22 protein-coding genes and 1 riboswitch are annotated in these 25,304 nt (G+C 71.8%); of the genes, 12 read left to right on the forward strand and 10 right to left on the reverse strand.

The window, feature by feature from the left end:
- Positions 1–53: 53 nt before the first annotated feature.
- On the reverse strand, positions 54–1,145 hold the full coding sequence (locus ADL05_RS01600) for a Gfo/Idh/MocA family oxidoreductase (protein WP_053615059.1): 1,092 nt from the start codon (positions 1,143–1,145) through the stop codon (positions 54–56).
- Positions 1,146–1,477: 332 nt separating this feature from the next.
- On the opposite strand from ADL05_RS01600, the gene ADL05_RS01605 reads away from it, so the two are divergent.
- The 3 genes from ADL05_RS01605 (at position 1,478) to ADL05_RS01615 (ending at position 4,999) form a co-directional block, all read left to right on the forward strand.
- Entirely contained in the window at positions 1,478–2,833 is a 1,356-nt protein-coding gene (locus tag ADL05_RS01605) for an ABC transporter substrate-binding protein (RefSeq protein ID WP_053615003.1), read from the forward strand.
- A 226-nt stretch (positions 2,834–3,059) separates the two neighbouring features.
- A complete protein-coding gene (locus ADL05_RS01610; RefSeq protein ID WP_053615004.1) occupies positions 3,060–4,037 on the forward strand; it encodes a carbohydrate ABC transporter permease in 978 nt (325 codons plus the stop codon).
- On the forward strand, positions 4,034–4,999 hold the full coding sequence (locus tag ADL05_RS01615) for a carbohydrate ABC transporter permease (RefSeq protein ID WP_082376016.1): 966 nt from the start codon (positions 4,034–4,036) through the stop codon (positions 4,997–4,999). Before ADL05_RS01610 ends, ADL05_RS01615 begins: the two co-directional genes overlap by 4 nt.
- 22 nt (positions 5,000–5,021) lie before the next feature.
- On the opposite strand, the gene ADL05_RS01620 is transcribed toward ADL05_RS01615, so the two are convergent.
- From ADL05_RS01620 to ADL05_RS01640, 5 genes are all read right to left on the reverse strand, one after another.
- Positions 5,022–5,951 carry a fructosamine kinase family protein gene (locus ADL05_RS01620; RefSeq protein ID WP_053615005.1) on the reverse strand — a complete coding sequence of 310 codons (930 nt, stop codon included), beginning with the start codon at positions 5,949–5,951 and terminating at the stop codon, positions 5,022–5,024.
- 14 nt (positions 5,952–5,965) lie between these two features.
- Positions 5,966–6,493: a low molecular weight protein-tyrosine-phosphatase gene (locus tag ADL05_RS01625; RefSeq protein ID WP_053615006.1), complete on the reverse strand. Its 528-nt coding sequence runs from the start codon at positions 6,491–6,493 to the stop codon at positions 5,966–5,968.
- A 613-nt stretch (positions 6,494–7,106) separates the two neighbouring features.
- Positions 7,107–7,541 (reverse strand): response regulator, encoded by a 435-nt coding sequence (locus ADL05_RS01630; protein WP_053615061.1) that lies wholly within the window; start codon positions 7,539–7,541, stop codon positions 7,107–7,109.
- Between the two features lie 8 nt (positions 7,542–7,549).
- Complete coding sequence (locus ADL05_RS01635) at positions 7,550–9,541, reverse strand: ATP-binding protein (protein ID WP_082376017.1); 1,992 nt, start codon at positions 9,539–9,541, stop codon at positions 7,550–7,552.
- Between the two features lie 23 nt (positions 9,542–9,564).
- On the reverse strand, positions 9,565–10,830 hold the full coding sequence (locus tag ADL05_RS01640; protein ID WP_053615007.1) for a fused response regulator/phosphatase: 1,266 nt from the start codon (positions 10,828–10,830) through the stop codon (positions 9,565–9,567).
- Between the two features lie 505 nt (positions 10,831–11,335).
- Between ADL05_RS01640 and ADL05_RS01645 the strand changes: the two genes are divergently transcribed.
- The 3 genes from ADL05_RS01645 (at position 11,336) to ADL05_RS01655 (ending at position 13,188) form a co-directional block, all read left to right on the forward strand.
- Positions 11,336–12,004, forward strand: coding sequence for a heme oxygenase (biliverdin-producing) (locus ADL05_RS01645; protein WP_053615008.1), 669 nt, complete (start codon positions 11,336–11,338; stop codon positions 12,002–12,004).
- A gap of 146 nt (positions 12,005–12,150) precedes the next feature.
- Positions 12,151–12,801, forward strand: coding sequence for a TetR/AcrR family transcriptional regulator (locus ADL05_RS01650; RefSeq protein ID WP_053615009.1), 651 nt, complete (start codon positions 12,151–12,153; stop codon positions 12,799–12,801).
- A 135-nt stretch (positions 12,802–12,936) separates the two neighbouring features.
- A complete protein-coding gene (locus tag ADL05_RS01655; RefSeq protein ID WP_053615010.1) occupies positions 12,937–13,188 on the forward strand; it encodes a hypothetical protein in 252 nt (83 codons plus the stop codon).
- Positions 13,189–13,246: 58 nt separating this feature from the next.
- On the opposite strand, the gene ADL05_RS01660 is transcribed toward ADL05_RS01655, so the two are convergent.
- Positions 13,247–14,149: a PolC-type DNA polymerase III gene (locus ADL05_RS01660; RefSeq protein WP_053615011.1), complete on the reverse strand. Its 903-nt coding sequence runs from the start codon at positions 14,147–14,149 to the stop codon at positions 13,247–13,249.
- Positions 14,150–14,343: 194 nt separating this feature from the next.
- Here ADL05_RS01660 and ADL05_RS01665 point away from each other — a divergent pair, with 194 nt between their 5' ends.
- Together ADL05_RS01665 and ADL05_RS01670 are read left to right on the forward strand one after the other, a co-directional pair.
- Positions 14,344–15,306, forward strand: coding sequence for an asparaginase (locus ADL05_RS01665; protein WP_053615012.1), 963 nt, complete (start codon positions 14,344–14,346; stop codon positions 15,304–15,306).
- A gap of 74 nt (positions 15,307–15,380) precedes the next feature.
- A complete protein-coding gene (locus ADL05_RS01670) occupies positions 15,381–16,649 on the forward strand; it encodes an NAD(P)/FAD-dependent oxidoreductase (protein ID WP_082376018.1) in 1,269 nt (422 codons plus the stop codon).
- A gap of 36 nt (positions 16,650–16,685) precedes the next feature.
- Here ADL05_RS01670 and pip read toward each other — a convergent pair whose 3' ends face one another.
- Together pip and ADL05_RS01680 are read right to left on the reverse strand one after the other, a co-directional pair.
- Entirely contained in the window at positions 16,686–17,642 is a 957-nt protein-coding gene (gene pip, locus ADL05_RS01675) for a prolyl aminopeptidase (protein ID WP_053615013.1), read from the reverse strand.
- Between the two features lie 171 nt (positions 17,643–17,813).
- Positions 17,814–18,704 (reverse strand): DUF4429 domain-containing protein, encoded by an 891-nt coding sequence (locus ADL05_RS01680; protein ID WP_053615014.1) that lies wholly within the window; start codon positions 18,702–18,704, stop codon positions 17,814–17,816.
- Positions 18,705–18,859: 155 nt separating this feature from the next.
- Here ADL05_RS01680 and ADL05_RS01685 point away from each other — a divergent pair, with 155 nt between their 5' ends.
- On the forward strand, positions 18,860–20,575 hold the full coding sequence (locus tag ADL05_RS01685) for an AMP-binding protein (RefSeq protein WP_053615015.1): 1,716 nt from the start codon (positions 18,860–18,862) through the stop codon (positions 20,573–20,575).
- A 205-nt stretch (positions 20,576–20,780) separates the two neighbouring features.
- Positions 20,781–21,842, forward strand: a complete 1,062-nt coding sequence (locus ADL05_RS01690) for a 3-deoxy-7-phosphoheptulonate synthase (protein ID WP_053615016.1) — start codon at positions 20,781–20,783, stop codon at positions 21,840–21,842.
- Positions 21,843–22,203: 361 nt separating this feature from the next.
- On the opposite strand, the gene ADL05_RS01695 is transcribed toward ADL05_RS01690, so the two are convergent.
- Positions 22,204–23,121 (reverse strand): penicillin-binding transpeptidase domain-containing protein, encoded by a 918-nt coding sequence (locus ADL05_RS01695; protein ID WP_053615017.1) that lies wholly within the window; start codon positions 23,119–23,121, stop codon positions 22,204–22,206.
- Positions 23,122–23,284: 163 nt separating this feature from the next.
- Positions 23,285–23,385: riboswitch (glycine riboswitch) on the forward strand.
- Positions 23,386–23,529: 144 nt separating this feature from the next.
- On the opposite strand from ADL05_RS01695, the gene gcvT reads away from it, so the two are divergent.
- Both gcvT and gcvH read left to right on the forward strand, forming a co-directional pair.
- Entirely contained in the window at positions 23,530–24,645 is a 1,116-nt protein-coding gene (gene gcvT / locus ADL05_RS01700; protein WP_053615018.1) for a glycine cleavage system aminomethyltransferase GcvT, read from the forward strand.
- Positions 24,646–24,798: 153 nt separating this feature from the next.
- A complete protein-coding gene (gcvH, locus tag ADL05_RS01705) occupies positions 24,799–25,179 on the forward strand; it encodes a glycine cleavage system protein GcvH (RefSeq protein WP_053615019.1) in 381 nt (126 codons plus the stop codon).
- The last annotated feature ends 125 nt before the right edge of the window (positions 25,180–25,304 follow it).

Consider the following 25,304-nt stretch of genomic DNA (forward strand, 5'->3'; position numbering starts at 1 on the left):
GGGATCGCGGTGTGGATCAGCGTGGAGGCAGATCCCCGCCGTGAGAACACTCCCTAGAGCTTCTGGACGCTTCCGCTCGCGGCGCCGCGCATCGCCGCCTCGATGATCTCCAGCCCGTGGATCACCTCGTGCGGGTCGACCGGCAGCGGCTCGCCCTCGCCCACGGCGTCGCGCACCCCGGCGTAGAACTCGGGATAGGCGCCGCGCGCGCTGGGCACCGGGCGGGTGTCCCCGTCGGCTCCGAGCACGCCCCAGGAGGCCTCGGGCAGCACGCCCCAGTCGTCGGCGTCCGGGCGCTCGCCCGCGACCAGCCGCTCCTCCTGCCCGTCCATGCCGTGGCTGGTGAACGCGGCACGGTCGCCCAGGACGTGGAAGCGCGGGCCGACCTGGGCGGCGAGCGCGCTCATCCACAGGTGCGAACGGGCGCCGCGGCGGTGGGTGAGGGCCAGGAACACGTCGTCGTCGGGGCCCGCGCCGGTGCGGCGGGAGTCGATCTCGGCGTAGACGGACTCCACCGGGCCGAACAGGTTGACCGCCTGGTCGATGAGGTGGGGGCCCAGGTCGTAGAGGATGCCCGCGCCCTCGCTGACCGCGCCGCTCTCCCGCCAGGTGCCCTTCGCCTGGGGACGCCAGCGCTCGAACCGCGATTCGAAGCGGTGCACCCGCCCCAGGGCGCCCTCCTCGATCAGGCCCCACAGAGTGAGGAAGTCGGCGTCCCAGCGGCGGTTCTGGTACACCGTGAGCACCTGCCCGACCCGGTCGGCGTGGTCGGTCAGCTCGCGCGCCTCGTCCGCGGTGAGCGCGAACGGCTTGTCCACGACCACCGCCAGCCCGGCGTCCAGGGCCGCCCTGGCCAGCGGCACGTGGGTGTGGTTCGGGGTCGTGATGACGGCGATCTCGTACCGGTCGGCGTCGGCCCACAGGTCGGCCGCGGTGGGGTACACGGCCACCCCCGGATAGCGCCCCTCCGCCGCGGCGCGGCGCTCCGGGTCGCCCGTGACGATCGCCGACAGGCGCAGCCCGGGGACCGCGTCGATGAGCGGGGCGTGGAAGACCTCGCCGCCCTTGCCGTAGCCCACGAGGGCGACGTGCAGTTCCGGTCCGTCGGGTGCGCCCAGCTCAGGGCGGTGCGATGCGTCAGCCATGTGCCCCAACCTACGACCTGCGCCGGGTGTCCGGTTCAGGGTTCCTCGACCGGCACCGACCGGCACCGACCGCGCGGACGGCCGGACCCGGGCCCCCACGCCGACGGCGTCGGCGTGCGGGAGCGACGGACGATCGGCCCGCTCCACCGGGCTCGTCAGGGGTGTTCTGTGTCCGATGCCTGCAAGTTTTCGTATCGTTACGCAAGTTATTGCAGAAACTCTGGACATTCGGCCGTAATCAGACTTTCATCGTCACGATGGATGACGTGGGTCACACCCCATGTCCGGACTCGCGCCTGAACCTTGGCCGGGCGAGCGATGAAAGGGCCTCCATGGGAAGAACGAACGGCCGGACTCCGACCCGCCACGCGATGGTCGCGGCGGCGAGCGGTCTCGCCCTCCTGGCGTCGGGATGCGGCTACCTCAGCGGTGAGGGCGGCTCCGACGGCACCACGGACACCGCGGACGTGGACTGCTCCCCCTACGAGCAGTGGGAGGACATCGGCGGCACCGTTGACATCTACTCCTCCATCCGCGACGAGGAGGCCGAGCGGATGGACCGCTCCTGGGCCGACTTCGCCGCGTGCACCGGCATCACCATCGAGCACGAGGGCAGCGGCGAGTTCGAGGCCCAGCTGCCCATCCGGCTCGACGGCGGCAACGCCCCCGACCTGGCTCTGATCCCCCAGCCCGGTCTCCTGCAGCGGGTCGTCGAGGACGGCCACGCCCTTCCCGTCTCCGACGGCGTGCGCGAGAACGTGGAAGCCGGCTGGGGCGAGGACTGGCAGGGCTACGCCAGCGTCGACGGCGAACTGTACGGCTCCCCCTACGGCGCCAACATGAAGTCGATGGTCTGGTACTCCCCGACCTACTTCGCCGACAACGGCCACGAGGTCCCCACGACCTGGGACGAGATGGTCGAGCTCAGCGACACCATCGCCGCGGACGGCACCAAGCCCTGGTGCGTGGGCTTCGAGTCCGGTGACGCCACCGGCTGGCCCGGCACCGACTGGATCGAGAACGCGCTGCTGCGCACCTCGGGCACCGACGTGTACCACGACTGGATCTCGCACGACATCGCCTTCGACTCCCCGGAGGTCGAGGAGGCCTTCGACCTGGTCGACGGGATCGTGCGCAACGAGGACTACGTCAACGGCACCTTCGGCGGCGTCGAGAGCATCGCCGTCACCTCCTTCCAGGAGGCCGGTCTTCCCCTGCTCGACGGCGGCTGCGCCATGTACCTGATGGGCTCGTTCTACGGCGCCCAGTTCGAGGAGGACGTCGAGATCGCCGAGGACGGCGACGTCTACGGCTTCGTCCTGCCCCCGCTGGAGGAGGGCGGCGAGGTCCCGGTCATGGGCGGCGGCGAGTTCGCGGTGCCCTTCGCCGACCGGCCCGAGGTCGTCGCGGTCCACGAGTACCTGTCCACGGCCATGTACGCCGACAGCCGCGCCTCCCAGGGCGCCTGGGTCTCGGCGCACCAGGACCTGGACCCGGCCAACCTGGCCGACCCCACCGACCAGTTCGCGGCCGAGGTGCTCAACAACCCGGACACCGTCTTCCACTTCGACGGCAGCGACGCCATGCCCTCGTCCATCGGCACCAACGTGTTCTGGGGCGGGATGGTCGACTGGGTGACCGGCAGCTCGACCAGCGAGGTGCTGGAGGGCATCGAGTCGGCCTGGTAGCGCTCGGGCGCCCCGGAGACGGCGCCCTCGCCGTGCATGGCCCGGGGTGGAAGGCAGAACCGCCCCTCCACCCCGGGCACCACGCGCACCCCTCGGGGCCGGAGGGGGCCTCGCCCCCTCCGGCCCCGGACGCCGCGCTCCAGGACACCGCACACTGATTCCCATGACCCGGCGGGGCCCGGTCCACGCCGGGCCCCCGTTCCCAGGCACTGACAAAGGGCTCCCCATGGAGTACTCGTTCCTCAACGACCTGCCGAAGGTCGTGTGGATGATCATCGGTATCGCGGGCTTCCTCGCCGTCATCGGCCTGATGCTCGTGGTCATCGACATCCCGCGCACCCGGCGCGACCGCTGGCAGGCCGCCCTCTTCCTCGCGCCCGCCCTGATCCTGCTGATCGGCGGGGTCGTCTACCCGGTGCTGCGCACCACGATGCTGTCCTTCTACGACCGCTCGGGCACCGAGTTCGTCGGACTGACCAACTACCTGTGGATGTTCCAGCGCCCGGAGATCCTGCTGGTCCTGCGCAACACCCTGTTGTGGGTGGTCTTCGCACCGGTGCTGGCCACCGCCGTGGGCCTGCTGTACGCCATCCTCATCGACCGGTCGCGCTTCGAGTCGATCGCCAAGTCGCTGGTGTTCATGCCGATGGCGATCTCCCTGGTCGGCGCGAGCATCATCTGGCGGTTCGTGTTCGCCTACCGGCCCGCCGACCAGGAGCAGTACGGGCTGTTCAACCAGATCGTCGTCTGGCTGGGCGGTGAACCACAGCTCTGGTTGCTCGACCAGCCGCTCAACACCTTCCTGCTCATCCTGGTCCTGATCTGGGTCCAGGCCGGTTTCGCGATGGTCGTCATGTCCGCCGCGATCAAGGCCATCCCGTCGGAGATCGTCGAGGCCGCGCGGATCGACGGAGCGGGGGCCTGGCAGCTCTTCACCCGGATCACCCTGCCGTCCGTGTGGCCGACCCTGCTGGTCGTCCTCGTCACCATCACGGTGCAGACCCTGAAGGTGTTCGACATCGTCCGCACCATGACCGGCGGCAACTACGGCACCAGCGTCATCGCCAACGAGATGTACAGCCAGGCCTTCCAGCAGGGCCAGGTCGGGCAGGGCTCGGCCCTGGCGGTGTTCCTCTTCGCGCTGGTGATCCCGCTGGTCATCCTGCAGATCCGACGTACGCGCAAGGCGAGGGAGCTCGCATGACCCCGACGACGACACCTCCCGCGCAGGCTCCCGCTCGCACGGGCAAGCCGGACGGCGGCGCGGCCGCCCGGGTGCGGCGGCGGCTGAGCGGCACGTCGGCCGGCCTCGTGGCGATCGTCATCGCCGTGGTGTGGACCGTGCCGACCGCGGGCCTGCTGGTCTCCTCGTTCCGTCCGGCCGAGCAGATCCGGACCACCGGATGGTGGACGTTCTTCGGCTCGCCCGAGGTCACCCTGGACAACTACCGGGACGTGCTCTTCGGGACGAGCAGCGACGGCCAGCTGGCCACCCACTTCGTGAATTCGTTCGTCATCACGCTGCCGGCCACGGTGTTCGTGCTCGTCATCGCGGCCCTGGCGGCCTACGCGCTGTCGTGGATCGACTTCCGCGGCCGGGACTGGATCTTCCTGGGGATCTTCGCCCTCCAGATCGTCCCGCTGCAGATGTCGCTCGTGCCGCTGCTGAGCTTCTTCTCCCAGGGCGTGGCCATCGGGGAGACGCAGATCCTGCCCGCCTGGGAGCTGAGCGGCGCGATGGCCTTCACCAACGTGTGGGTGGCGCACACGATCTTCGGGCTGCCGCTCGGCATCTTCCTTCTGCACAACTTCATCTCGCAGCTGCCGCACACCCTGTTCGAGGCCGCACGCGTGGACGGGGCCGGACACGGCACGATCTTCCTGCGGATCGTGCTCCCGCTGATCACCCCGGCCCTGGTGTCCCTGGGCATCTTCCAGTTCCTGTGGGTGTGGAACGACCTGCTCGTCGCCCTGATCTTCACCGGCGGCGACAACGCGACCGCACCGCTGACGGTGCGCCTGGCCGAACTCGCGGGAACCCGCGGCGAGGCCTGGCACCGACTGACCGCGGGCGCCTTCGTGTCCATGGTGGTGCCGCTGGTGGTGTTCCTCCTGCTCCAGCGCTACTTCGTGCGCGGCCTGCTCGCGGGCAGCGTCAAGGGCTGACGGCGAGGGGCCCTGGAGGCCGTCAGGCGCCGCGCAGGGCGGCGCGGGCGGCCTCCAGCGCCGTGGTGCGGTAGGCGGCGCCGAAGAGGCACACGTGCACCAGCAGCGGGTGCATCTGGTGCAGGGCCACCCGCGACCGCCAGCCCGCGGACAGCGGCGCCACCTCGTTGTAGGCGTCGCGCACACGGTCGAGGTAGGGGAGGCCGAACAGCGCCAGCATGGCGAGGTCGGCCTCCCGGTGGCCGCCGTGCGCGGCGGGGTCCACCAGGACCGCGTCCCGCGGCCCCCAGAGCACGTTGCCGCTCCACAGGTCGCCGTGGACGCGGGCCGGCGGCTCGGGCGCGCCGGCCAGGTCCTCGACGCCGTCGACCACCCGCTCGACGATCCGGGCGTCCGTCGGCGTCAGTCCCCCGTTGTCCAGCGCCCGGCGCAGGTAGGGGCGCAGGCGCTGTTCGGCGTAGAAGCTCGGCCAGTCCCGTGCGGGGGTGTTGTCCAGGGGCAGCGGGCCGATGAAGCCGGGCCAGGGCGCCCCGAAGGCGTCCGCGCCGGCCAGATGGGTCCGGGCCAGGCGGCGGCCCAGCCGTTCGGCCGCCTGCGGGGTGGGTTCGCACTCGTGCACCCACGGCAGGACCACGATGCGGTCGTCCCAGGCCAGCGGGGTCAGCACCGGGGAGTCGGGGGCCTCGCCCAGCCACTCCAGCCCCCGCGCCTCGGCGGTGAACACTCCGCTCGGCTCGGCCTCGCGCGGCAGCGCCTTGACGAACAGGCGGGTGCCGTCGGCCAGCTCGGCGTAGGCGATGTCCCAGTCGTGGCTGCTCCCGGCCCGCGCGGCGCGCCGGACCTCGCGGCCCAACAGGGCGGTGAGGCGCTCGGCCATGGTGCCGCTGACCGGGTCCCGGCGGCGCTCCCCGGCGCCGTCGTCCCCGTCGTCCCCGCCGCCGACGGGTCGCATGGCCGGGCCCCCGCTCACCCGCGCAGCCGTGCGACGAGTTCGCCGGTGAGGCCCTTGGCGGCGGACTCCAGCATGTTCAGCACCGCCGTGAACCCGTCGTCCCCGCCGTAGTAGGGGTCCGGCACCTCGGGGTTGGCGCCGCTGGCGGGCGCGAACGAGCGGAAGAGGCGCAGACGGGAGATGTCGAAGCCGAACTCCTCGCCCCGCTCGTCGACCACCCGCCGCACGACGTCGAAGTTGTCCAGGTCCATGACCAGGACCAGATCGCGGTCGGCCAGGTCGGAGGGCTCGAACTGGCGCGCGGTGTGCTCGGTGAGGTAACCGTGGACGCGCAGCGTCGAGGCCGCACGCGGGTCCATGCCCCCGCCCACGTGCCAGTCACCCGTCCCGGAGCTGTCCACCTCCACCAGGTCGCCCATCCCCGCCCGTTCCAGATCGGCGGTGAGGACCTTCGCGGCCATCGGCGAACGGCAGATATTGCCCAGGCACACGACGCTGACGCGGTAGGGACCTGTGGGGTCACGCGGTTCCGGCAAGCTCATACCTCTTACCGTAACGAAAAACCTCGCCCGCCACCTGCTCCGAAGCCGCGAGTTCACCCCGTGGGAAACCCACACGGCCCTGCCTCAGCCCCAGGCGCCGAGAGGCGGCCGTTCAGCCAACCGCTGCGCAGGGGGCTGCCCGCGACGCGCGACCACCCACGCCCCAAGAGGTTGAAGCCGCGCGCGCAGGCCTGCCCGCACCCAAGGGGGCAAGAGGTGGCCGTTCAGCCAACCACCCCGCAGAGGGTTGCTCGCGGCGCGCGACCACCCATGCCCCAGGGGTTGAAGGTGCAGGCGCGCCCCCACAGGACCCAAGGGGGTGAAAGGTGGCCGTTCAGCCTGCGGGACCACAGGGGGTTGGACGTGTACATGCGGGCCTGCCTCAGCCCCAGGGGGTGAGAGGTGGCCGTTCAGACTGCGGGGCCACAGGGGGTGTCGCGAGGGGCGCGCCAGTGTTCTGCAGGAGGAGACGGGGCCGCCGGCGAGGAACGAGCAAGGCAAGTCGACGACGAAGAACGCTGGCTACTCGGCGCCCCGAGCACGGGGCCAAAGCGAGGAACGAGCGGAGGCCCCCAGCAAACACTGAGGCCTCAAAAAAACCCACCCCACCCCACTACCCCTTGGGCAGCCGCACCACGGTCACGAAGAAGTCGTCGATCTGCCGCACGACCCGGATGAACTGGTCGAAGTCGACCGGTTTGGGCACGTAGGCGTTGGCGTGCAGACGGTAGCTGCGCAGCACGTCCTCCTCCGCCTCGGAGGTCGTCAGCACGACGATGGGGATGTGCGCCAAGTCGTCGTCGGCCTTGACCTCCTCCAGCACCTCGCGGCCGTCCTTGCGGGGCAGGTTGAGGTCGAGCAGGATCAGATGGGGGCGGGGGGCGTCGGCGAACTCGTCCTCGCGGCGCAGGAAACGGAGGGCTTCGACGCCGTCGGAGACCACGTGCAGCCGGTTGCCCAGCTTGTGTTCCTCGAACGCCTCCTTGGTCATCAGGACGTCACCGGGATCGTCCTCGACCAGCAGCACCTCGATGGGATGCACCAACATGACCTCGCTCAAACGTCCAGACCCCTGTCAGGGTCCCGCCCGTGACCGGGGGGAACCGTTCCGCCGCCGTACGCGGTCCGAGCGGAGGGCGTCCCACCGGACTCCTCGTCCGGCGCGTCGCCGTCTCCTCCCGGTACGTGCGTACCAGCGGACTGTCGTTCGGCCGTGGAGGCCGTCTCCGCGGGGGCGGATCCGGCCTGCTCGGTACCCTCGACTCCACTGTCGGAGTTAACGCCGTCCTCAGGCTCAGCGGTTCCCTTGGCCGCTTCCTCCTGGAGACCGCGTTCCGACTCGGTGTCGGCGGGCAGAGCCCAGCATATGCGGGTTCCGGTCGGCCCGGAGCGCGCCGCGGCCGTGGTTCCGGTCTGTTCGTCTCCCTCCGGGCCCGTGTCCAGCCAGATCCGCCCCCCGTGGAACTCGATGATCTTCTTGCACATGGCCAGGCCGATGCCGGTGCCGGTGTACTTCTCACGCGTGTGCAGCCGCTGGAAGATGACGAAGATGCGCTCCGCGTACTGGGGTTCGATGCCGATCCCGTTGTCCGCGCAGCAGAACACCCACTCGTCGCCCTGGCGCTCCACGCTGATGTGGACCCGCGGGTCCTCCTCGCCGCGGAACTTCACGGCGTTGCCGACCAGGTTGAAGAACACCTGGGTGAGCAGGGTCCGGTCGCCCTGGACGGTGGGCAGCGGGTCGCCCGTCACCTCGGCCCCGGCCTCCTCCAGCCGGGTGGACAGGCTGCTCAGGGCGTCGCCGAGGGCCACGTCCAGGTCCACGGGGGCGAAGTTCTTGGTGCGCCCCACGCGGGAGAAGGCGAGCAGGTCGTTGATGAGCGTCTGCATGCGCTTGGCGCCCTCGACCGCGAAGTCGATGTAGGCGTCGGCGCGCTCGTCCAGCTGCCCCTGGTAGCGCCGCTGGAGCAGCTGGCAGAAGCTCGCCACCTTGCGCAGCGGCTCCTGGAGGTCGTGCGAGGCGACGTAGGCGAACTGCTCCAGCTCCAGGTTGGACCGGCGCAGTTCCTCGGTCTGGTGCTCCAGCAGCGTGGACTGCTCCTGGAGCTTGCGGCGCGCGGAGGCGACCTCGTCGAGGTCGTGCACGATCCGCTCGCGCATGGAGTCGACGTCCCGGCCCAGGCGGACGATCTCGGGCGGTCCGTGCAGGGAGATGCGGTGGGCGTAGTAGCCCTCCGACACCTGGCGCATGTGCCCGGCGAGTTCGTCCAGGGGACGCAGCACCCACTGCTGGAGCATCACCCACAGGAACACCGACAGGAACACCACGACCAGCCCCACCAGGACCAGTAGCGCGACGACCTGCTGGGTGGCCATGGTCAGGCCGCTGCGGGCGTCGTCGATCTCGGACTGCAGCTGCGCCGCGGCGTTGTCGCTGATCCGGTTGAGCTCCAGGAACAGGACTCGGCCGCGCTGGAGCTCCTCCTGGGTGGGCGTCTCGCCCGCGTTCACCTTCTCCAGCGCCGGCTCGGCGAACTCCTCGGTCCACACGTCGCCCGCGGTGAGCAGCTCGTCGATGCTGTCGGACACCTCGGGGTTGGTCTCGGCGAGCGCGTTCAGCTCGGCGCGGCTCTCGGTGAGCTGGAGGCGGGCCTCCACGAAGGGCTGGAGGAAGTCGCGGTCCTCGGTGAGGATGTAGCCGCGCAGGGCGTGGTCCTGGCTGAGGTAGGCCGACCGGGTCTGTTCCACGGCGGAGACCGCGGGCGTGAGCGACTCGACCTGGAGTTCCAGGGAGTCGCGGGCGTTGAGCGCGGCCAGTGTGATGACCGAGACCGCGACCACGAGCACGACGGCGACCACGGTCAGCAGGCTGGTCACGCGGCGGCGCAGGCTCCACGACTCGTGGCCGGCGCGCACCCGCCGCTGCAATGCGCCGCCATTGACGAAGTCGTCGCCCCCGGGGGTCGGGCCGGCGTCCGTACCGGCGCCGGGCCCGGGCACGCCGGTGTCCGGGGACGGCCGCCCGGATCCTTCGGTGTCGGGCTCCATGGTCGTCCCCTCCCCGGTGGGTCTCACTCCGGATCCCCGTGCGTGATGAGCAGCATCGCGACGTCGTCCTGCAGAGGTCCGCCGTTGCTGCGCTCGGCCTCGTCCACGAGGTGCTCGGGCAGCCGCGAGAGGGACACGCCCTGGTCCAGGATGCCCGAGACCATCCGGCGCAGTCCGGCGACCTCCAGTCGGGAGGGGGGTCCGCCGTCGTAGGCGTCGACGAGGCCGTCGGTGTAGAAGAGCATGCTGGCGCCCCGGGGGAGGACGACCTCGTCGGTGTCGGTCTGTTCGACCGGGAAGACGCCCAGCGGCGGCTGCGGGGTGGCCGGGGTCTCCGCGACGGCACCGTCCTGGACGACCATGGGCGGGGGGTGGCCCAGGACCCGGATGCGCACCCGGTCGCTGCCGGTGTCCAGGCTGGCCATGCACAGCGTCGCGTACATCTCCTCCTGGGCGCGCTCGCTGACGAGGATGTCCTCCAGGTTGGGCAGGACCGCGTCCTCGGCCACGCCCGCCATGATGAAGGCGCGCCAGGCGATGCGCAGGCTCACGCCCAGGGCGGCCTCGTCGGGCCCGTGCCCGCTGACGTCGCCGATGATGACGTGGGTGGTGCCGTCCTTCTCGACGGCGTCGTAGAAGTCGCCGCCGACCACGGCGCGCTCGCGGCCGGGACGGTAGTAGGCGCGGTGGCTCAGGGGAGAGCGCTGGAGCAGGACCTGGGGCAGGAGCCCGCGTTCCAGCCGCATGTTCTCGCGGGCGTGGATCCGCGCCTCGCGGAGCTGGCGGGCGTTCTCGTCGGCGCGCCGCCGCTCCAGGGAGTAGCGGATGCTGCGGCCCAGCAGGGAGCCGTCGACCTGTCCCTTGACGAGGTAGTCCTGGGCGCCGGCGGAGACGGCGGCGATGCCCTCGTGCTCGTCGTCCAGGCCGGTGAAGACCACGACGGCGGCCAGGGGAGCGCTTTCCAGCACCTCCCGCAACAGGTCGAGGCCGTGGGCGTCGGGAAGGTTGAGGTCGAGCAGGACGCAGCCGCGGAAGTCCTTGAGGTGGTCCCGTGCGGCCTGGAGCGTGGAGACCCAGGTGATACGCGTGGCGAGGACGGTGTCGGCGAGCAGTTCCTCGGCGAGGAAGGCGTCGCCGGGATCGTCTTCGACCAGTAGGACGTCAACCGATTCGACGGGAGCCTCCACTCGATCGTCCGGCGCGGTGTCGTCACCCAGGGTCGTGGTCCCGTTTCCGGCGTGCCCGTTGAGGGAGACGGCGTCCACCGTCTCCCCACTGATCACCGTCACGGGATCGTGCCCTGTTCCCCTGTTATCCACTCATCGCCTTTGGTCTGCCGTCCGTCAGGTGCGTGTGCCCCGCTGGTGGGGCCCCAGGTGGACACCTGGGGTCTTCCCGGCGGTTCGGACCGCACGACATGCAAACGATAATCGCCCGGAAGACCTGTTGACCAGCGGGCGTAACGAGACACATCCAACGATGGCGGACGGAACCGCCGCCCCCTCGTGTGCGGGAGAGCGTCCGTCGAGTCCCAACGGCCACGGCGCGGCGGCCATTCCACGAACCCGACAGACCGGGCATATGCGCATGCAGGAGCATGTGCACCATGTGACACGGAGCACGGCCCGGTCGCGTCCGATGGCTCGCGCCGCCGGGTAGCCCGTCACCATTCGTGACCGCAAGAAGACCGCGTTCCACTTTTTTCTGACGGGATGTCGTATAAGTCTTGACAGCCGTGGCTCCCTAAATGACATCATGTCAGAAAATGTTCCGATTGGAAGGCGGACAGCGCAGATGAGCGCGACGGCCGAGGCCACCCTCCCCCTTTCCCCCGAGCTGTTCTCCGAACGCCTCAAGGCCGCCACCTGGCGCGACCACGAGAACGCCGAGTACCACGGCTTCACGCGGGCGCTCCTGGACGGCACGCTCCCCCTCGACGGCTACACCGCCATGGTCGCGCAGCACTACTTCGCCTACGCCGCCCTGGAGGACCTCGGCTCCCGCCTGGCCGGCCACCCCGTGGCCGGGCGGTTCGTCTACCCCGAGCTCCTGCGCGTGCCCGCGCTGGTCCGCGACCTGGAGCACCTGCTGGGCCCCGCGTGGCGCGAGCGCATCTCCCCCACCCTGCCCACCCGCACCTACGTGGCGCGCATCGAGCAGATGGCCGACCACCCCGAGGGCTTCGTCGCCCACCACTACACGCGGTACATGGGCGACGTCTCCGGCGGCCAGTTCATCCGCCGCGTCGTCGCCGAGGCCTATGGGCTCAGCGACGAGCACGGCGTCTCCTTCTACGTCTTCGACCGGCTCGGCAGCCTGCCGAAGTTCCGTGCGGGGTACCGCGCCCTCCTCGACGCCCTGGACCTGGACGAATCCGCCGCCCAACGGCTCATCGACGAGACTCGGCTGGCCTACCAGCTCAACACCGAGGTCCTGGCCGGCCTCGGACGCGCCTACTGCTAGGGCGTGCCCCGTGGGTCCGGACCCCCGAAGGCGCGGGCGATCCTCCGCCACGCGGCCGGTCACCCGGTTTCCGGCCCCCTGGCACCCCCACGGAGGGACGGTCCGTGCGGGGCCGCCAGGGGTGCCGGTCGTGACACCATAGGAGCATGCCCAAGATCACGGCCCCCACCATCGCCGCCCACCGCGCACAGACGCGGGAGCGCATCATGGAGGCTGTCGACGAGCTGATCCGGTCGCAGGGGATCGACCGCGTCTCCATGACCGACGTGGCCAACGCCGCCGGCATCACCCGCACCGCGCTGTACAACTACTTCCCCGACAAGCCGGCGCTGCTCCTGGCCTTCACCGAACAGGTCAGCACCGCCTTCGTCGAGCGGTACCGGCGCGAACTGCCCTCCGGCGTGTCGGCGGCGCGGCGGCTCTCGGCCTTCCTCCGCCTCCAGTTGGAGGGCATCGTCGCGCATCCGCACCCGCCGGCCGCCGAACTCGGTGCCAGCCTCGGCCCGGACGCCTACCAGGCGCTCGCCGCCCACGTGGCGCCGATGCAGCGGCTGCTCACCGAGATCCTGGAGGACGGTACCGCCGCCGGGGAGTTCGACCCGCTGCCGGCCGAGGCCACCGCCGGGCTCACGCTGTCGATGGTGGGATCCCAGCGCATCCCGCTCGTCAGCGGCGACGTCGACATCGACGGCACCCATGCCCTGGTCACCCGCTTCGTGCTGCGGGGGCTCGGCGTGGCGGCCGAAACCGTCGACACGGTCCTTCCCCCTTCCACCACGTACGGTGGCCAGTCGTGAGCTCTGCGCGATAAGGGCGTGTCCGTAACGGGCGCCCTTACGTACGCGAAGCGATACCGACTCGATACGGTGCGGCGATGTCGGCGAGAATCGGGCCACCCCGTCCGCCCCTCGAGCCGTGAGGTCCTCCCCGACGTGTCCCTCGTGCTGATCGTCGTCGGCGCCGCGCTGGTGTCGGCCGCCCTGTTCAACAAGGTGCCCCGGTACGTCCCGGGCAGGCTCCCCGCCCCGCGCGGCTCGGCGGTCGCGACCGCGCGCCGCACGGCCGTACCGCCCCGCGTGCGCTGGGCCCCCGCCCGGCTGACCGAACAGGGGCGGGCCCTGCTCACCACGGTCGGGGGCAGCGCGCTGATCGTGGCGTTCTTCCTCACCCTGTCCGGCCTCTGAGCCGCGACACGTCACCCACCGACGTCCGGGGGACTACACGGGGAGTCGGACTTCCACCTCAACGGAGGCCCGCGGCCCAGTTCCTTCCCAGGCGGGCGAGCAGGCCGCCCGCGACGGTGGCGGCGATGCCGCCCGTCACCGCGGCGGCGGTCGCCACGCGCTCGCGTAGGCGCGTGTCCCGGTGGGCGGCCAGCTCCGCGATCGCCCGGTCGGTCGTGCCGAACGTGCCGCCGCACAGCAGCGGGTCCAGCTCCAGGGCGCGCCAGCGGGCACGCCACGGGCGCAGCGGGTCGAGTCCGCCGGGCGGCGGCGACGTGCGCGGCTTCCAGCGGGTCGGCGGGCCCGCAGGACCGGCGGGAATCGGCAGCAGCCGCGGCGCCGGACCGGAGTAGCGCAGCTCACCCGGTGCGTTGGCGATCATCTCCACGAGCAGCTTGGCGCAGGCACGCGCGTCGCCCAGCGCGGTGTGCTGACCGGTCGGCCAGTCCCCGCTCAGCTGGTAGGACGCCTTCGGCAGCGAGTAGCGCTCCAGGCTGAGCTGCGAACGCAGCGCCCGCAGCGTGCACAGCCCGGACTGGCCCGCGGGCAGTCCGGCCGGCACCAGTTCCGCGGCCAGGAAGCGCTGCTCGAAGTCCAGGTTGTGGCTGACCACGACGGCTCCCGACAGCAGCCGGGCCAGGCGCGGCGCCAGCTGGGCCGCCGTCGGCGCCCCCACCGTGTCGCTGTCCCCGATGCCGTGGAACTCCTGTCCGCGGACCTGGTCACGCGGGTCGACGAGCGTGCTGAACTCCTCGACCACCGCCCCGTCGCCACGCACCCGCACGACGGCGACCTCGACGATCCGGGCCCCGGTGCGCGGCTCCAGGCCCGTGGTCTCGGTGTCGAGCACCGCGTACTCCAGGTCCGCCGCCCGCACACCGACCCGGCGTCGGGTCAGCGCGCCCATCCGCAGCGTTCCCATCGTGTGTCCTACTTCCCGTCTCATCCGTCCCACCAGCGCGTCCAGCGCCTGCCAGGCGTCCGCAACGACCCTACTCCCCGTTCCCGACACGGCTCCCCGCCCGGAGGAACAGGTCGTTATGTAACGTTCTTACGCGTGTCCGCCCCTCAGCGGACACTCCCGCGCAGAACGACCTCAACGGCGAGGAGATCCGCATGACCCCGACCGCCCTTCCCGAGTACGTCCCCCTGGCGGAGGTCATCCGCTCCGGGATGCGCGAGAGCGTCCACTACGGGGCCGTCGTCGGCCTGTCCGCGTCCGGGCGCGTCGCCCACGCCCGCGGCCCCGTCCACCAGCCGATGTTCCCGCGCTCGGCGGCCAAGCCCTTCCAGGCGCTGGCCATGCTCCGCGCCGGCGCTCCCCTGGAGGGCCCGTCGCTGGCGATCGCCGCCGGAAGCCACGGCGGGGAGGACATTCACGCCGCCCGGGCCGAGCGGATCCTGGCCGCCGCGGGACTCACCCCCGACGCCCTGCGGTGCCCGGCCGACGTCCCCGGCGGGAAGGACGCGAGACTGGCCTTCCTGCGCGCGGGGCGCGAACCCGAGCGCCTGCTGATGAACTGCTCCGGCAAGCACGCCGGCATGCTCGCGGCCTGTGTGCGCCAGGGATGGAGCACCGAGGACTACCTCGACCCCGCCCACCCCCTCCAGGTCCTCGTCCGCGAGACGATCGAGGACGTGTGCGAGGAGCCTGTCGCGCACACGGCCGTGGACGGCTGCGGAGCGCCCCAGCTGGCCGTCACCCTGGCCGGGCTGGCGCGCGGCCTGTGGCGGATGCGCACGGCACCGCTCGGCGGCCACGAGCGCGCCGTCGTCGACGCCATGAGCTCGCACCCCGAGTACGTGTCGGGCACCGGCCGGATAGACACCGAACTGATGACCCGGATGCCGGGCCTGGTCTCCAAGGTCGGCGCGGACGGCGTCCTGCTGCTCGGCGCGGCCACCGGCGAGACCGTCGCGGTCAAGATCAGCGATGGCGACGCCGAGGGGCGCGCGCGTACGCTGGTCGCGCTCGACGCGTTGCGGACCCTGGGAGTGGACGTGTCCCCCGTCCAGGACCGGCTGCGCGTCGACGTCCTCGGCGGTGGCGCCCCCGTGGGCGAGGTCCGACCGCTGTAGGGAGTGTGTTCCGGGAGCACACCCGGATCCGGGGCCGGGCCCATCCCGGAATCCACGAGCGAAGGGAGTCCACGGTGCCGTCCACCCTGAGGGACGTCGTGATCGCCGGTGCCGGTATGGCCGGTCTGCACGCGGCCGAGGCGCTGCGCCGGAAGGGGTTCGAGGGACGGGTGACGCTCGTCGGCGCGGAACCGTACGCCCCCTACTCGCGCCCGCCGCTGTCCAAGGAGGCCCTGACCGGGATCGGCATGGAGCCCTCCGGCGGCGGTCCCGGCTGGCTCGCGGGCCACCGCTCGCTCCGCCTGATCGACGACGCGGATCTGGCCGGTCTGGAGCTGGACTTCCGGCCGGGCACCCGGGCCGTGGGCCTGGACCCCGGCGCCCGCGAGGTGACCGTCACCGGATCCGACGGCCGCACGGTGCCCCTGCGCTACGACGGGCTCATCATCGCCACCGGCGCCCGGGCCCGGCGCCCCGAGACCGGCCTGGCGGGCGTGCACGTGCTGCGCACGCTCGACGACGCCGAGGCGGTGCGGGCGGAGTTCGACTCCGCGGGCCGCGTGGTGGTGGTCGGGGCCGGATTCGTCGGGGCCGAGGTGGCCGCGAGCGCCCGCGCCGTGGGCATGGACGTCACGCTGGTCGAGGCCGCGCCGACCCCGCTGACGCGGGCGATCGATCCCCGGGTCGGCGCTGTGTTCACCGAGCTGCACCGGGAGAACGGTGTGGACGTGCGCCTGGGCGTCGGCGTCGCCGGTTTCGAGGGCGGCGAGCGGGTCGAGCGGGTCCGGCTGGCCGACGGCACCGCCATCGAGGCCTCGCTGGTGGTGGCCGGTCTGGGGGTACGGCTCAACACCGAGTGGTTGCTCGGATCCGGCGTGGACCTGCTCGACGACGGCGCGGTGCTGTGCGACGAGTACTCGGAGACCTCCGTGCCCGGCGTGTACGCGGTCGGCGACCTCGCGAACTGGCCGCACCCGCGCTTCGGCGGACGGATCCGGCTGGAGCACTGGACCAACGCGAGCGAGCAGGGTACGGCGGCCGCGCACAACCTGCTGGCCGGAGAGGGGCGGGTGCCCTTCACCCCGGTGCCCTACTTCTGGTCGGACCAATACAAGAAGAAGATCCAGCTGCTGGGACAGGGTGCCCCCGCCGATCAGGTCGCCTTCGTGCACGGGTCACCGGAGGACCGAAAGTTCGTGGCCTTCCTGGGGCGCGGCGGCATGCTCACCGGCGTGCTGGGGCTGCGGTCCACGCCCCGCACCATGCGCTACCGGGCGCTGTTGGAGAAGCCCACGACATGGCACGAGGCGTTGGACGCGGCGGGGGTCAGTCCCGCACGGTGACGGCGCCCTCGGGGCGGAGCCGCCCCCGGGCCGCGGTCACGTCGCGAAGCGGTCGGTGGCCTCGATGAGCCGGTCGAGGATGCCGGGCTCGCTGAACGCGTGGCCCGCGTCGTCGATGATGTGGTACTCCGCCTCCGGCCACGTCTTGTGCAGGTCGTAGGAGGTGCGCACCGGCGTGCACGTGTCGTAGCGGCCCTGCACGATCACCCCGGGGATGTGCCGGATCTTCTCGGCCCCGTCGATGAGCTGGTTCGGGGCGAGGAACCCCTTGTTGGTGAAGTAGTGGTTCTCGATCCGGGCGAACGCCAGCGCGTAGTCCTCGTCCGCGTGGTGGGCGCGCAGTTCCGGGTTGGGCAGCAGCGTCACCGTCGAGCCCTCCCACACGCTCCACGCGCGGGCCGCGGCCAGGCGGACCGCGCGGTCGGGGTGGTTCAGGCGCCGCGCGTAGGCGGCGATGAGGTCGCCGCGCTCCTCCTCGGGAATGGGCTCCAGGTAGGACTCCCACAGGTCCGGGAAGAGCATCGAGGCGCCCTCCTGGTAGAACCAGCGCAGCTCCTCGTCGCGCAGGGTGAAGATCCCGCGCACGATCAGCCCGCTGACCCGGTCCGGGTGCGTCTGGGCGTAGGCCAGGGCCAGGCAGCTGCCCCAGGACCCGCCGAAGACCTGCCAGGTCCGCGCGCCGATCATCTCCCGCAGCCGCTCCATGTCCTCCACGAGCGTCCACGTGGTGTTCGTGGACAGGTCGGAGTCCATCTCGCTCGCGTGCGGCGTCGAACGGCCGCAGTTGCGCTGGTCGAACAGCAGGACGCGGTACTTCTCCGGGTCGAAGAGCCTGCGGTGGTCGGGGGTGCAGCCGCCGCCGGGTCCGCCGTGCAGGAACACCGCGGGCTTGCCCGCGGGGTTGCCGCACAGCTCCCAGTACACGCGGTGTCCGTCGCCGACGTCGAGCATGCCCGAGTCGTAGGGGTCGATGGGCGGATACAGGGTGCGCACAGCCGTGACCTTTCGTGTCGCGTCGGCCCCGGGTGTCTCCCGGGCGCCTCGTCCCGGGTGACCGGAGCGGCGGAACCGCCGGTCCTCGGTCAGGACCGGCGGAAGCGGTGTGGGGAGCGGATCCGGTGCGGGGTCCCCGGGGCGCGGCGGATCCGCTGCGGGGGCGGAGGTTCAGAGGCGGTCCAGGAGTTCGGCCTTCTTGGCGCTGAACTCCTCGTCGGTGAGCAGGCCCTCGGCGTGCAGCCGCCCCAGCTCGCGGATCTTGGCGAAGACGGCCTCCTCCTCCGGGCTGACGGCCGGGGACGCGGACAGCGCCGGGGCGGCCTCCTCCCCGGCCGGGTCGGCGGGCTCGACGTGGGCGTTCAGGGTCGCCGCCATCAGCAGCGTCTCCTCACCGCCCTTCGTGCCGTGGGAGGCCAGCGTGAAGAAGTCGTTCTCCAGCTCCGTCGCCTCGGGGATCGTCACGCCCCGCAGCACGATGCGCAGGTACCCCTCGGTGACGTCCACCGGCGGGTACCAGGTGGCCGACTCGATCTCCGACAGCCGGTACTCGCGCGACTTCTCCCGCTCCTTGGCGGTGCTGGAGAGCCACCCGTCCCACTGCAGCCGCACCCGGGTGCCGTCGAAGGAGGCCGAACCCTCCGCGGTGCGCACCTGCACGGGCGGCCGGGCGACCAGCCCCTTGGCCACCTCGGCCGGGTCGGGGGCCCGGGCGGCCAGCTCGCGGGCGTACCTGGCCGCCGAGGCGAGCTGGTCGGAGAAGTACTCGGCGAGGAGTTCCCTGTCGTTGGGGCCGGTCAGCACGAGCGGCGTCGGCGCATCGCTGCCCGGCCCGCCCAACTGCGCGTAGGGATCGGTGCCGTCGGCCAGGCGCAGCCGCAGGCGCCACCCGCGTTTCCGGTCGCCCTGGTCGAACTCGACGTCGGTGACGGCCGCCAGCGGAACCGCGCAGCTGCCCAGCGACTTGAACAGCGTCGGCACCTTGCGGCCCGAATCGAAACGGATACGCACCATCTCGTCGTCGAGCCGCCAGGTCCCGTGGTGTCCGCGCAGTTCCTCCATAACCACCAATCCTAGAGCCGCCCGGCCCTCAGGGGCGGAAGCGTCGAAGCCGCCCCGCGCGGGTAGGACTCGCAGAGCACGCCCCACCCGCCCCACCAGGGCGGACCCGTGGACGGTGCGGTCGCCGTGCCGTCCCGAAGCGGAGGTCGCCAGCGATGTCGAAAGAGAAGGCCGCCGCGGGTGCGGCGGAGTTCCGGGCCGCCCGGGACCTGCTCCTGGAGTACCGCACGGACCAGGAGAAGGCGCACCAGGAGTTCACCTGGCCCCGGTCGGAGCACTTCAACTGGGCCCTCGACCACTTCGACGCGGTCGCGCGGACCCGACCGGACCGGACCGCCCTCTGGGTCGTCGCCGAGGACGGCAGCGACACCAAGTACACCTACCGCCACCTGTCCGAGCGCTCCAACCAGGTGGCGAACTGGCTGATCGGGCAGGGCGTGCACCCCGGCGACCGGATCATGGTGATGCTCGGCAACCAGGTGGAGCTGTGGGAGACCACGCTGGCCGCCATCAAGCTCGGCGCCGTGGTCGCCCCCACCGCGCCGATCCTGTCCGAGGGCGACCTGGTCGACCGACTGGAGCGCGGAGGCGTCCAGCACGTGGTCTGCGGCGTCGAGGCGACCGAGAAGTTCGCCGACCTGCGCGGCCACTGGACGCGCATCTGCGCCGGGTACATGGACGGCTGGCTCAACTACGCCGACTCCGAGCACGCCGGGCTGGACTTCGCGCAGCCGCACCCCACGCACCCGGACGACCCCCTGCTGCTGTACTTCACGTCCGGAACCACCGCCCGCCCCAAGATGGTCACCCACACCCAGCACTCCTATCCCGTCGGCCACCTGTCGACCATGTACTGGCTCGGTGTGCAGCCCGGCGACATCCACCTGAACGTGTCCCAGCCCGGATGGGCCAAGCACGCCTACAGCAGCATGTTCGCGCCCTGGAACGCCGAGGCGACGGTGCTGGCGCTGGACCAGGCCCGCTTCGACCCCGAACGGCTGCTCGACGAGATCGTGCGCCGCGGCGTCGACACCTTCTGCGCGCCGCCCACGGTGTGGCGGATGCTGCTGCAGACCGACCTGGGGTCGTGGCGGGTGGGGCTGCGCGAGGCCCTGGCGGCGGGAGAGCCGCTCAACGCCGAGGTCGTGGACCGGGTCCGCGAGGCGTGGGGCATCACCGTCCGCGACGGCTTCGGCCAGACCGAGACCACGATGCTCGTCGGCAACGGCCCCGGCCGGCCCGTGGTGCCGGGATCCGTGGGCCGGCCCCTGCCCGGCTACGACATCGTCGTCGTGGACCCGGCCACCGGGGAGCCGGCCGAGACCGGGCAGATCGGTGTGGACATGACCGGCGACCCCGTCGGCGTGATGCGGGGGTACGACGACGACGCGGACGGGGGAGAACGGGTCCGCCGGCACCTGTACCTCACCGGCGACATCGCGGGCCGGGATTCCGCCGGGAACCTGCGCTATATCGGCCGTACGGACGACGTCTTCAAAGCCTCGGATTACCGCATCTCACCATTCGAGCTGGAAAGCGTCCTCGTCGAACACGAATATGTGGCGGAGGCCGCGGTGGTCCCCTCTCCGGACCCGCTGCGCCTGTCCGTCGCCAAGGCCTACGTCACCCTCGCCGAGGGGGTGGCGCCCGACGCCGTCACCGCGCGCGCCATCCTCTCCCACGCCCGTGAGCGCCTCTCGCCCTACAAGCGGGTCAGACGCCTGGAGTTCGCGGACCTGCCCAAGACGGTCTCGGGTAAGATCCGCCGTGTGCAACTGCGCCGGGCCGAGGCCGAACGGGGCGCGGTCACCGATGGTGCGCGCCACCCGCGCGAGTACTGGGAGGAGGACCTCCCCGGGCTGACGGACTGATCCCGGCCGCCCGCAGCGCCGATCCGGAATTACCACGGAAATGCGTCTCGCATCATGAGACCATTCGTCGGAAAATCGCCGGTGTGGTGTTTCCCATCGTGTGGACCCGTGTCGATTCTTCCGCGACACCTTGTCGCCCCGCCCGGCCGCGCTACTGTTTTTCGTGGCCACTGCTGGCCAGACCGGACGGATCTAGGGGAAGACCATGCCCAGCACCAACGACACCAGGGTGGCCAGTTACCAGCCGCTCATCGCCCCCGAGGACCTGCTGGCCGAGCTCCCTCTGGGCCCCGAACGCAGCACCCTGGTGGAGGACTCCCGCGCCGAGGTGACCCGGGTCCTCAACGGCGAGGACGACCGCCTGCTCGTCGTCGTCGGCCCCTGCTCCGTGCACGACACCGAGTCGGCCATGGACTACGCCGAGCGGCTCAAGGCCCTGGTGCCGTCCCTGAACGACGACCTGTGCGTGGTCATGCGCGTGTACTTCGAGAAGCCGCGCACGACGGTGGGCTGGAAGGGCCTGATCAACGACCCCGGCCTGGACGACACCTACGACGTGCACCGCGGCCTGCGCACCGCCCGCAAGCTGCTGCTCGACATCAACTCCCTGGGACTGCCCGCCGGGACCGAGTTCCTCGACCCCATCACCCCGCAGTACATCGCCGACGTCGTCTCCTGGGGCGCGATCGGCGCGCGCACCACGGAGAGCCAGGTCCACCGTCAGCTGAGCAGCGGCCTGAGCACCCCGGTCGGCTTCAAGAACGGCACCGACGGCGACGTGCAGGTCGCCGTGGACGCGGTCGGCGCGGCCGCCGCCTCGCACACGTTCTTCGGCGTGGACCCGCACGGCGCCGGCTCGGTGGTCGTCACCGACGGCAACCCGGACTGCCACGTGATCCTGCGCGGCGGCCGCAGCGGCCCCAACTACGACGCCGCCCCGGTCGGTGCCGCCCTCGACGTCATCGAGAACTCGGGGCTGCCGCGCCGCCTGATGATCGACGCCAGCCACGCCAACAGCGGCAAGGACCACACCCGCCAGCCCGGGGTCGCCGCGGCCATCGCCGCCCAGGTCGCCGAGGGCCAGAGGGGCATCATCGGCGTGATGCTGGAGAGCTTCATCGTCGAGGGCGCCCAGAAGCTCGGCGACCCGTCCGCGCTCACCTACGGCCAGTCCATCACCGACAAGTGCATGGGCTGGGAGACCACCGAGCACGTGCTGGCCGAGCTCGCCGAGGCCGTGCGGCAGCGCCGCAAGGCCACCGCCTGACCGGCGCCGCCCCACGAACGACCGGACGCGGCCGGGCACCCGAGGGGTGCCCGGCCGCCCGCACGAGGGCGGCGATCTGCTCCACCGTGAGCCCCGGCCCGTCGGGTGTGGCCGACGGGCCGCGGACCCCGTCCGTCGCGCACCTTCATGACGTCCGCCTCGTCGCGCACCAGGTCGTGTTCCTTGCGGCATTCCGGGCGCGCGGCCGCCAGGCCGCCTCTCGCCGCGCCTCCGCGCTCGTGCAGCACGACCAGGCTGAACGTCGCACACCGATGGCCTGACGACCGCTCACTCACCCGAAGGCACGCAGAGGAACACTCCCTCGGCGGGTGCGGGCGGAGGAGGCAGGGTCGGAGCCGGATCAGGCCCCTTCGGGCGGCAGGACCTCCAGCTCCGCCAGCAGGTCGCGGGCGACCGGCTCGCGCAGCTCGGCGTCGGCGTCCTCCTCGATCTCCACGCGCAGGGCGAAGGCGTGCACGCCGGAATCGCGCTCCACCCAGCCCACGAACCATCCGGACGCGGGCTCCACGTCGGCGGCCCACCCGGTCTCGGCGTGCAGGCGGTAGTCCTCGCCCTCCTCCACCAGGGAGATCTCGTGGACCGCCTCCTGGTGGGCGGGGTCCACCGGCAGCTCCTCGCGGGCCAGCAGCGCCAGGAACTCGGTCTGCTCGTGCGCCGAGATCTCCAGCGGGCCCTCCAGCCAGAACCGGTCGACCGCGTCGGCGGCGCCGATATCGCGGTTGCCGTAGTCCAGGCGGTCCACCCACGCCGCCATCGGCTCGTGCCCGACCCGCCGCGCCAGCTCCTGGTGGACGGGGACGTTCGAGCTCGGGAAGGCGTCGCGCAGGCCCATGTCCTGTTCCCACTCCGGCACCGGCTGCGGCTCTCCCCCGTAGGGCAGCACCTCGTCCACGTCGGCCACGGCGCCGGTCTCCAGCCCGATGAGCGTGTTCGCGATCGTGAACGTCGACGCCGGCGGCCGGCGCACCTCCGCCAGTTCGGGGTCGACGACGGTGATCACGCGCGAGGCGGCGTCGTAGAGGACGAAGGTGCCCTCCAGCCCCGCGTCGTCGAAGCGGGACTCCAGGTCGGAGCGCTCGACGGTGGTCACGTCGCCCCGGATGAGGCTGCCCGAGGCCTGTTCCGGCTGCGGCTCCTCGGGTTCGGCGGCACAGGCGGTCACCGCGCCGGCGACCAGGGCCAGGACGCCGCAGGCGGTCGCCAGGGGTCGGCTCCGACGCTCCGACGGCCGGTCCGAACGTTCGATGTCGGTACCCACTCCAGTCCCTCCGCGTCCGCGCTCACGGCCCCCAGGGCCCTTCCGACCCCACACGCTAGTCGCTCGGGCCGCGCCGTGGGGCGGCTCCGGTGATCGTGGCGCCGCACACGCCTCGGGCGGTCTTGGGGGCCGACTGCGCCCGCTGCTAGGCTGAACGTGTTGCTGACCCCGTACGGGAGAGCGTCCGCGTAGCCAGCGCGGACCGCCGAAGGAGCAATCCCTCCCCACAGACAACCTCTCAGGCACACGGACCGTACGGGCGAGACCACTCTGGAAAGCAGGGACCGAAGTCCCTCGCCGAAGGTGCAAGCCACGCCGGGCGCGCGGTGAAGCTCTCAGGCATCGATGACAGAGGGGGAGGATGGCAACGCCACGCACGTCACGACGCCCATCCTCTCGGGAGTGCCCATGTCAGAGCCCGCCTCAGTTCCGCGTGCCACCGCACTGCGCGAGATCCACGAGAAGGCCGGAGCCACCCTGGTCGACTTCGCCGGGTGGCTCATGCCGCTGCGCTACGGCAGCGAGACCGCCGAGCACAGGGCGGTCCGCGAGGCCGCCGGCCTCTTCGACCTCTCCCACATGGGCGAGATCCGCCTGAGCGGCCCCCAGGCCGCCGAGGCCCTCGACCACGCGCTGGTCGGCCACCTGTCGAAGGTCAAGGTCGGCCGGGCCCGCTACACCATGATCACCGACGCCGACGGCGGCGTCCTGGACGACCTCATCGTCTACCGCCTCGGCGAGCACGAGTACCTGGTCGTGGCCAACGCCGCCAACGCGCCGGTGGTCTCCGCCGCGCTCGCCGAACGGGCCGGGGGCTTCGACGTCGAGGTGAGCGACGAGTCCGCCGACTACGCGCTCATCGCGATCCAGGGGCCGCGCGCCGTCGAGATCCTGGCTCCGCTCACCGACGCCGACCTGGACGCCATCCGCTACTACGCCGGCTACGAGCACACCGTCGCCGGACAGCCCGTCCTGCTCGCCCGCACCGGCTACACCGGCGAGGACGGCTTCGAGATCTTCGTCCGCCCCGCCGCCGAGGCTCCCCGAGTCTGGGAGGCGCTCATGGCGGCCGGTGCCGACCACGGGCTCGTGCCCGCCGGGCTCTCCGCCCGCGACACCCTCCGCATGGAGGCCGGCATGCCGCTGTACGGCCAGGAGCTCACCGCCGAACTCACCCCCTTCGACGCCGGCCTGGGCCGCGTGGTGAAGTTCGACAAGGACGGTGACTTCGTCGGCCGCGCCGCGCTGGAGAAGGCCTCGCGCACCGCGCGCGCACGGCGCCTCATCGGCCTGGTCGGCCGGGGCCGCCGCCCGCTGCGCGGGGGCCAGGAGGTCCAGCGCGACGGCGTCACCGTCGGCACCATCACCAGCGGCGCGCCCTCCCCGACCCTGGGCCGCCCCATCGCCATGGCCTACGTGGACGGCGACCTCGACACCGCGACCGGCGCGTTCACCGTGGACGTGCGGGGCCGGGGCGAGGCCGTCGACGTGGTCGAGCTGCCGTTCTACCAGCGGCAGTCGTAGAACTGGGGCCTTCACACCCCGAAGGCCTGCCCGCCCCGCCCGGTGGGATCCCCGCACAGGGACCTGCACGGACGAGGCGGCACCAGGCGTAGGCCGGGCCGGGCCGCCCGCGGGCGCGCGGCAGGATAAGGAACACCTCCAAGGAGAGTTGAAGTGAGCGTTCCCACGGAGCTGGGTTACACCGCCAAACACGAGTGGGTCGTGGTGAAGGACGGGATCGCCACGGTCGGGATCACCGCGTTCGCCGCCGAGTCGCTCGGCGACATCGTCTATGTCGAGCTGCCCGAGGCGGGCACCGAGGTGACCGCCGGGCAGACCTGCGGCGAAGTCGAGTCCACCAAGTCCGTCAGCGACGTCTACTCGCCGGTCTCCGGCGAGGTCGTCGAGGTCAACGGCGCACTGGAGGACGCGCCGGAGACCATCAACACCGCCCCCTTCGAGGACGGGTGGCTCTTCCGGGCCCGGCTCTCCGAGGAGCCCACCGGACTGCTCTCCGCCGAGGAGTACACCAAGCTGACCGAAGGCGAGGAGTAGGCCGAGATGGCTACCGACAACACGCTCGACCAGGCACTGGGCGAACTGGACCCCGAGGTGTCCGCGGCGGTGAACGCCGAACTGGCACGCCAACGCGACACCCTGGAAATGATCGCCTCCGAGAA

The sequence above is a fragment of the Nocardiopsis sp. NRRL B-16309 genome (assembly GCF_001279585.1).
Taxonomy (GTDB): Bacteria; Actinomycetota; Actinomycetes; order Streptosporangiales; family Streptosporangiaceae; genus Nocardiopsis.

Bases quoted from the DNA above. Each gene is read 5' to 3' on its own strand.
- ADL05_RS01600 (WP_053615059.1), bottom strand. From the start codon at position 1,145: ATGGCTGACGCATCGCACCGCCCTGAGCTGGGCGCACCCGACGGACCG.
- ADL05_RS01605 (WP_053615003.1), top strand. From the start codon at position 1,478: ATGGGAAGAACGAACGGCCGGACTCCGACCCGCCACGCGATGGTCGCG.
- ADL05_RS01610 (WP_053615004.1), top strand. From the start codon at position 3,060: ATGGAGTACTCGTTCCTCAACGACCTGCCGAAGGTCGTGTGGATGATC.
- ADL05_RS01615 (WP_082376016.1), top strand. From the start codon at position 4,034: ATGACCCCGACGACGACACCTCCCGCGCAGGCTCCCGCTCGCACGGGC.
- ADL05_RS01620 (WP_053615005.1), bottom strand. From the start codon at position 5,951: ATGCGACCCGTCGGCGGCGGGGACGACGGGGACGACGGCGCCGGGGAG.
- ADL05_RS01625 (WP_053615006.1), bottom strand. From the start codon at position 6,493: ATGAGCTTGCCGGAACCGCGTGACCCCACAGGTCCCTACCGCGTCAGC.
- ADL05_RS01630 (WP_053615061.1), bottom strand. From the start codon at position 7,541: ATGTTGGTGCATCCCATCGAGGTGCTGCTGGTCGAGGACGATCCCGGT.
- ADL05_RS01635 (WP_082376017.1), bottom strand. From the start codon at position 9,541: ATGGAGCCCGACACCGAAGGATCCGGGCGGCCGTCCCCGGACACCGGC.
- ADL05_RS01645 (WP_053615008.1), top strand. From the start codon at position 11,336: ATGAGCGCGACGGCCGAGGCCACCCTCCCCCTTTCCCCCGAGCTGTTC.
- ADL05_RS01650 (WP_053615009.1), top strand. From the start codon at position 12,151: ATGCCCAAGATCACGGCCCCCACCATCGCCGCCCACCGCGCACAGACG.
- ADL05_RS01660 (WP_053615011.1), bottom strand. From the start codon at position 14,149: ATGGGAACGCTGCGGATGGGCGCGCTGACCCGACGCCGGGTCGGTGTG.
- ADL05_RS01665 (WP_053615012.1), top strand. From the start codon at position 14,344: ATGACCCCGACCGCCCTTCCCGAGTACGTCCCCCTGGCGGAGGTCATC.
- ADL05_RS01680 (WP_053615014.1), bottom strand. From the start codon at position 18,704: ATGGAGGAACTGCGCGGACACCACGGGACCTGGCGGCTCGACGACGAG.
- ADL05_RS01685 (WP_053615015.1), top strand. From the start codon at position 18,860: ATGTCGAAAGAGAAGGCCGCCGCGGGTGCGGCGGAGTTCCGGGCCGCC.
- ADL05_RS01690 (WP_053615016.1), top strand. From the start codon at position 20,781: ATGCCCAGCACCAACGACACCAGGGTGGCCAGTTACCAGCCGCTCATC.
- gcvT (WP_053615018.1), top strand. From the start codon at position 23,530: ATGTCAGAGCCCGCCTCAGTTCCGCGTGCCACCGCACTGCGCGAGATC.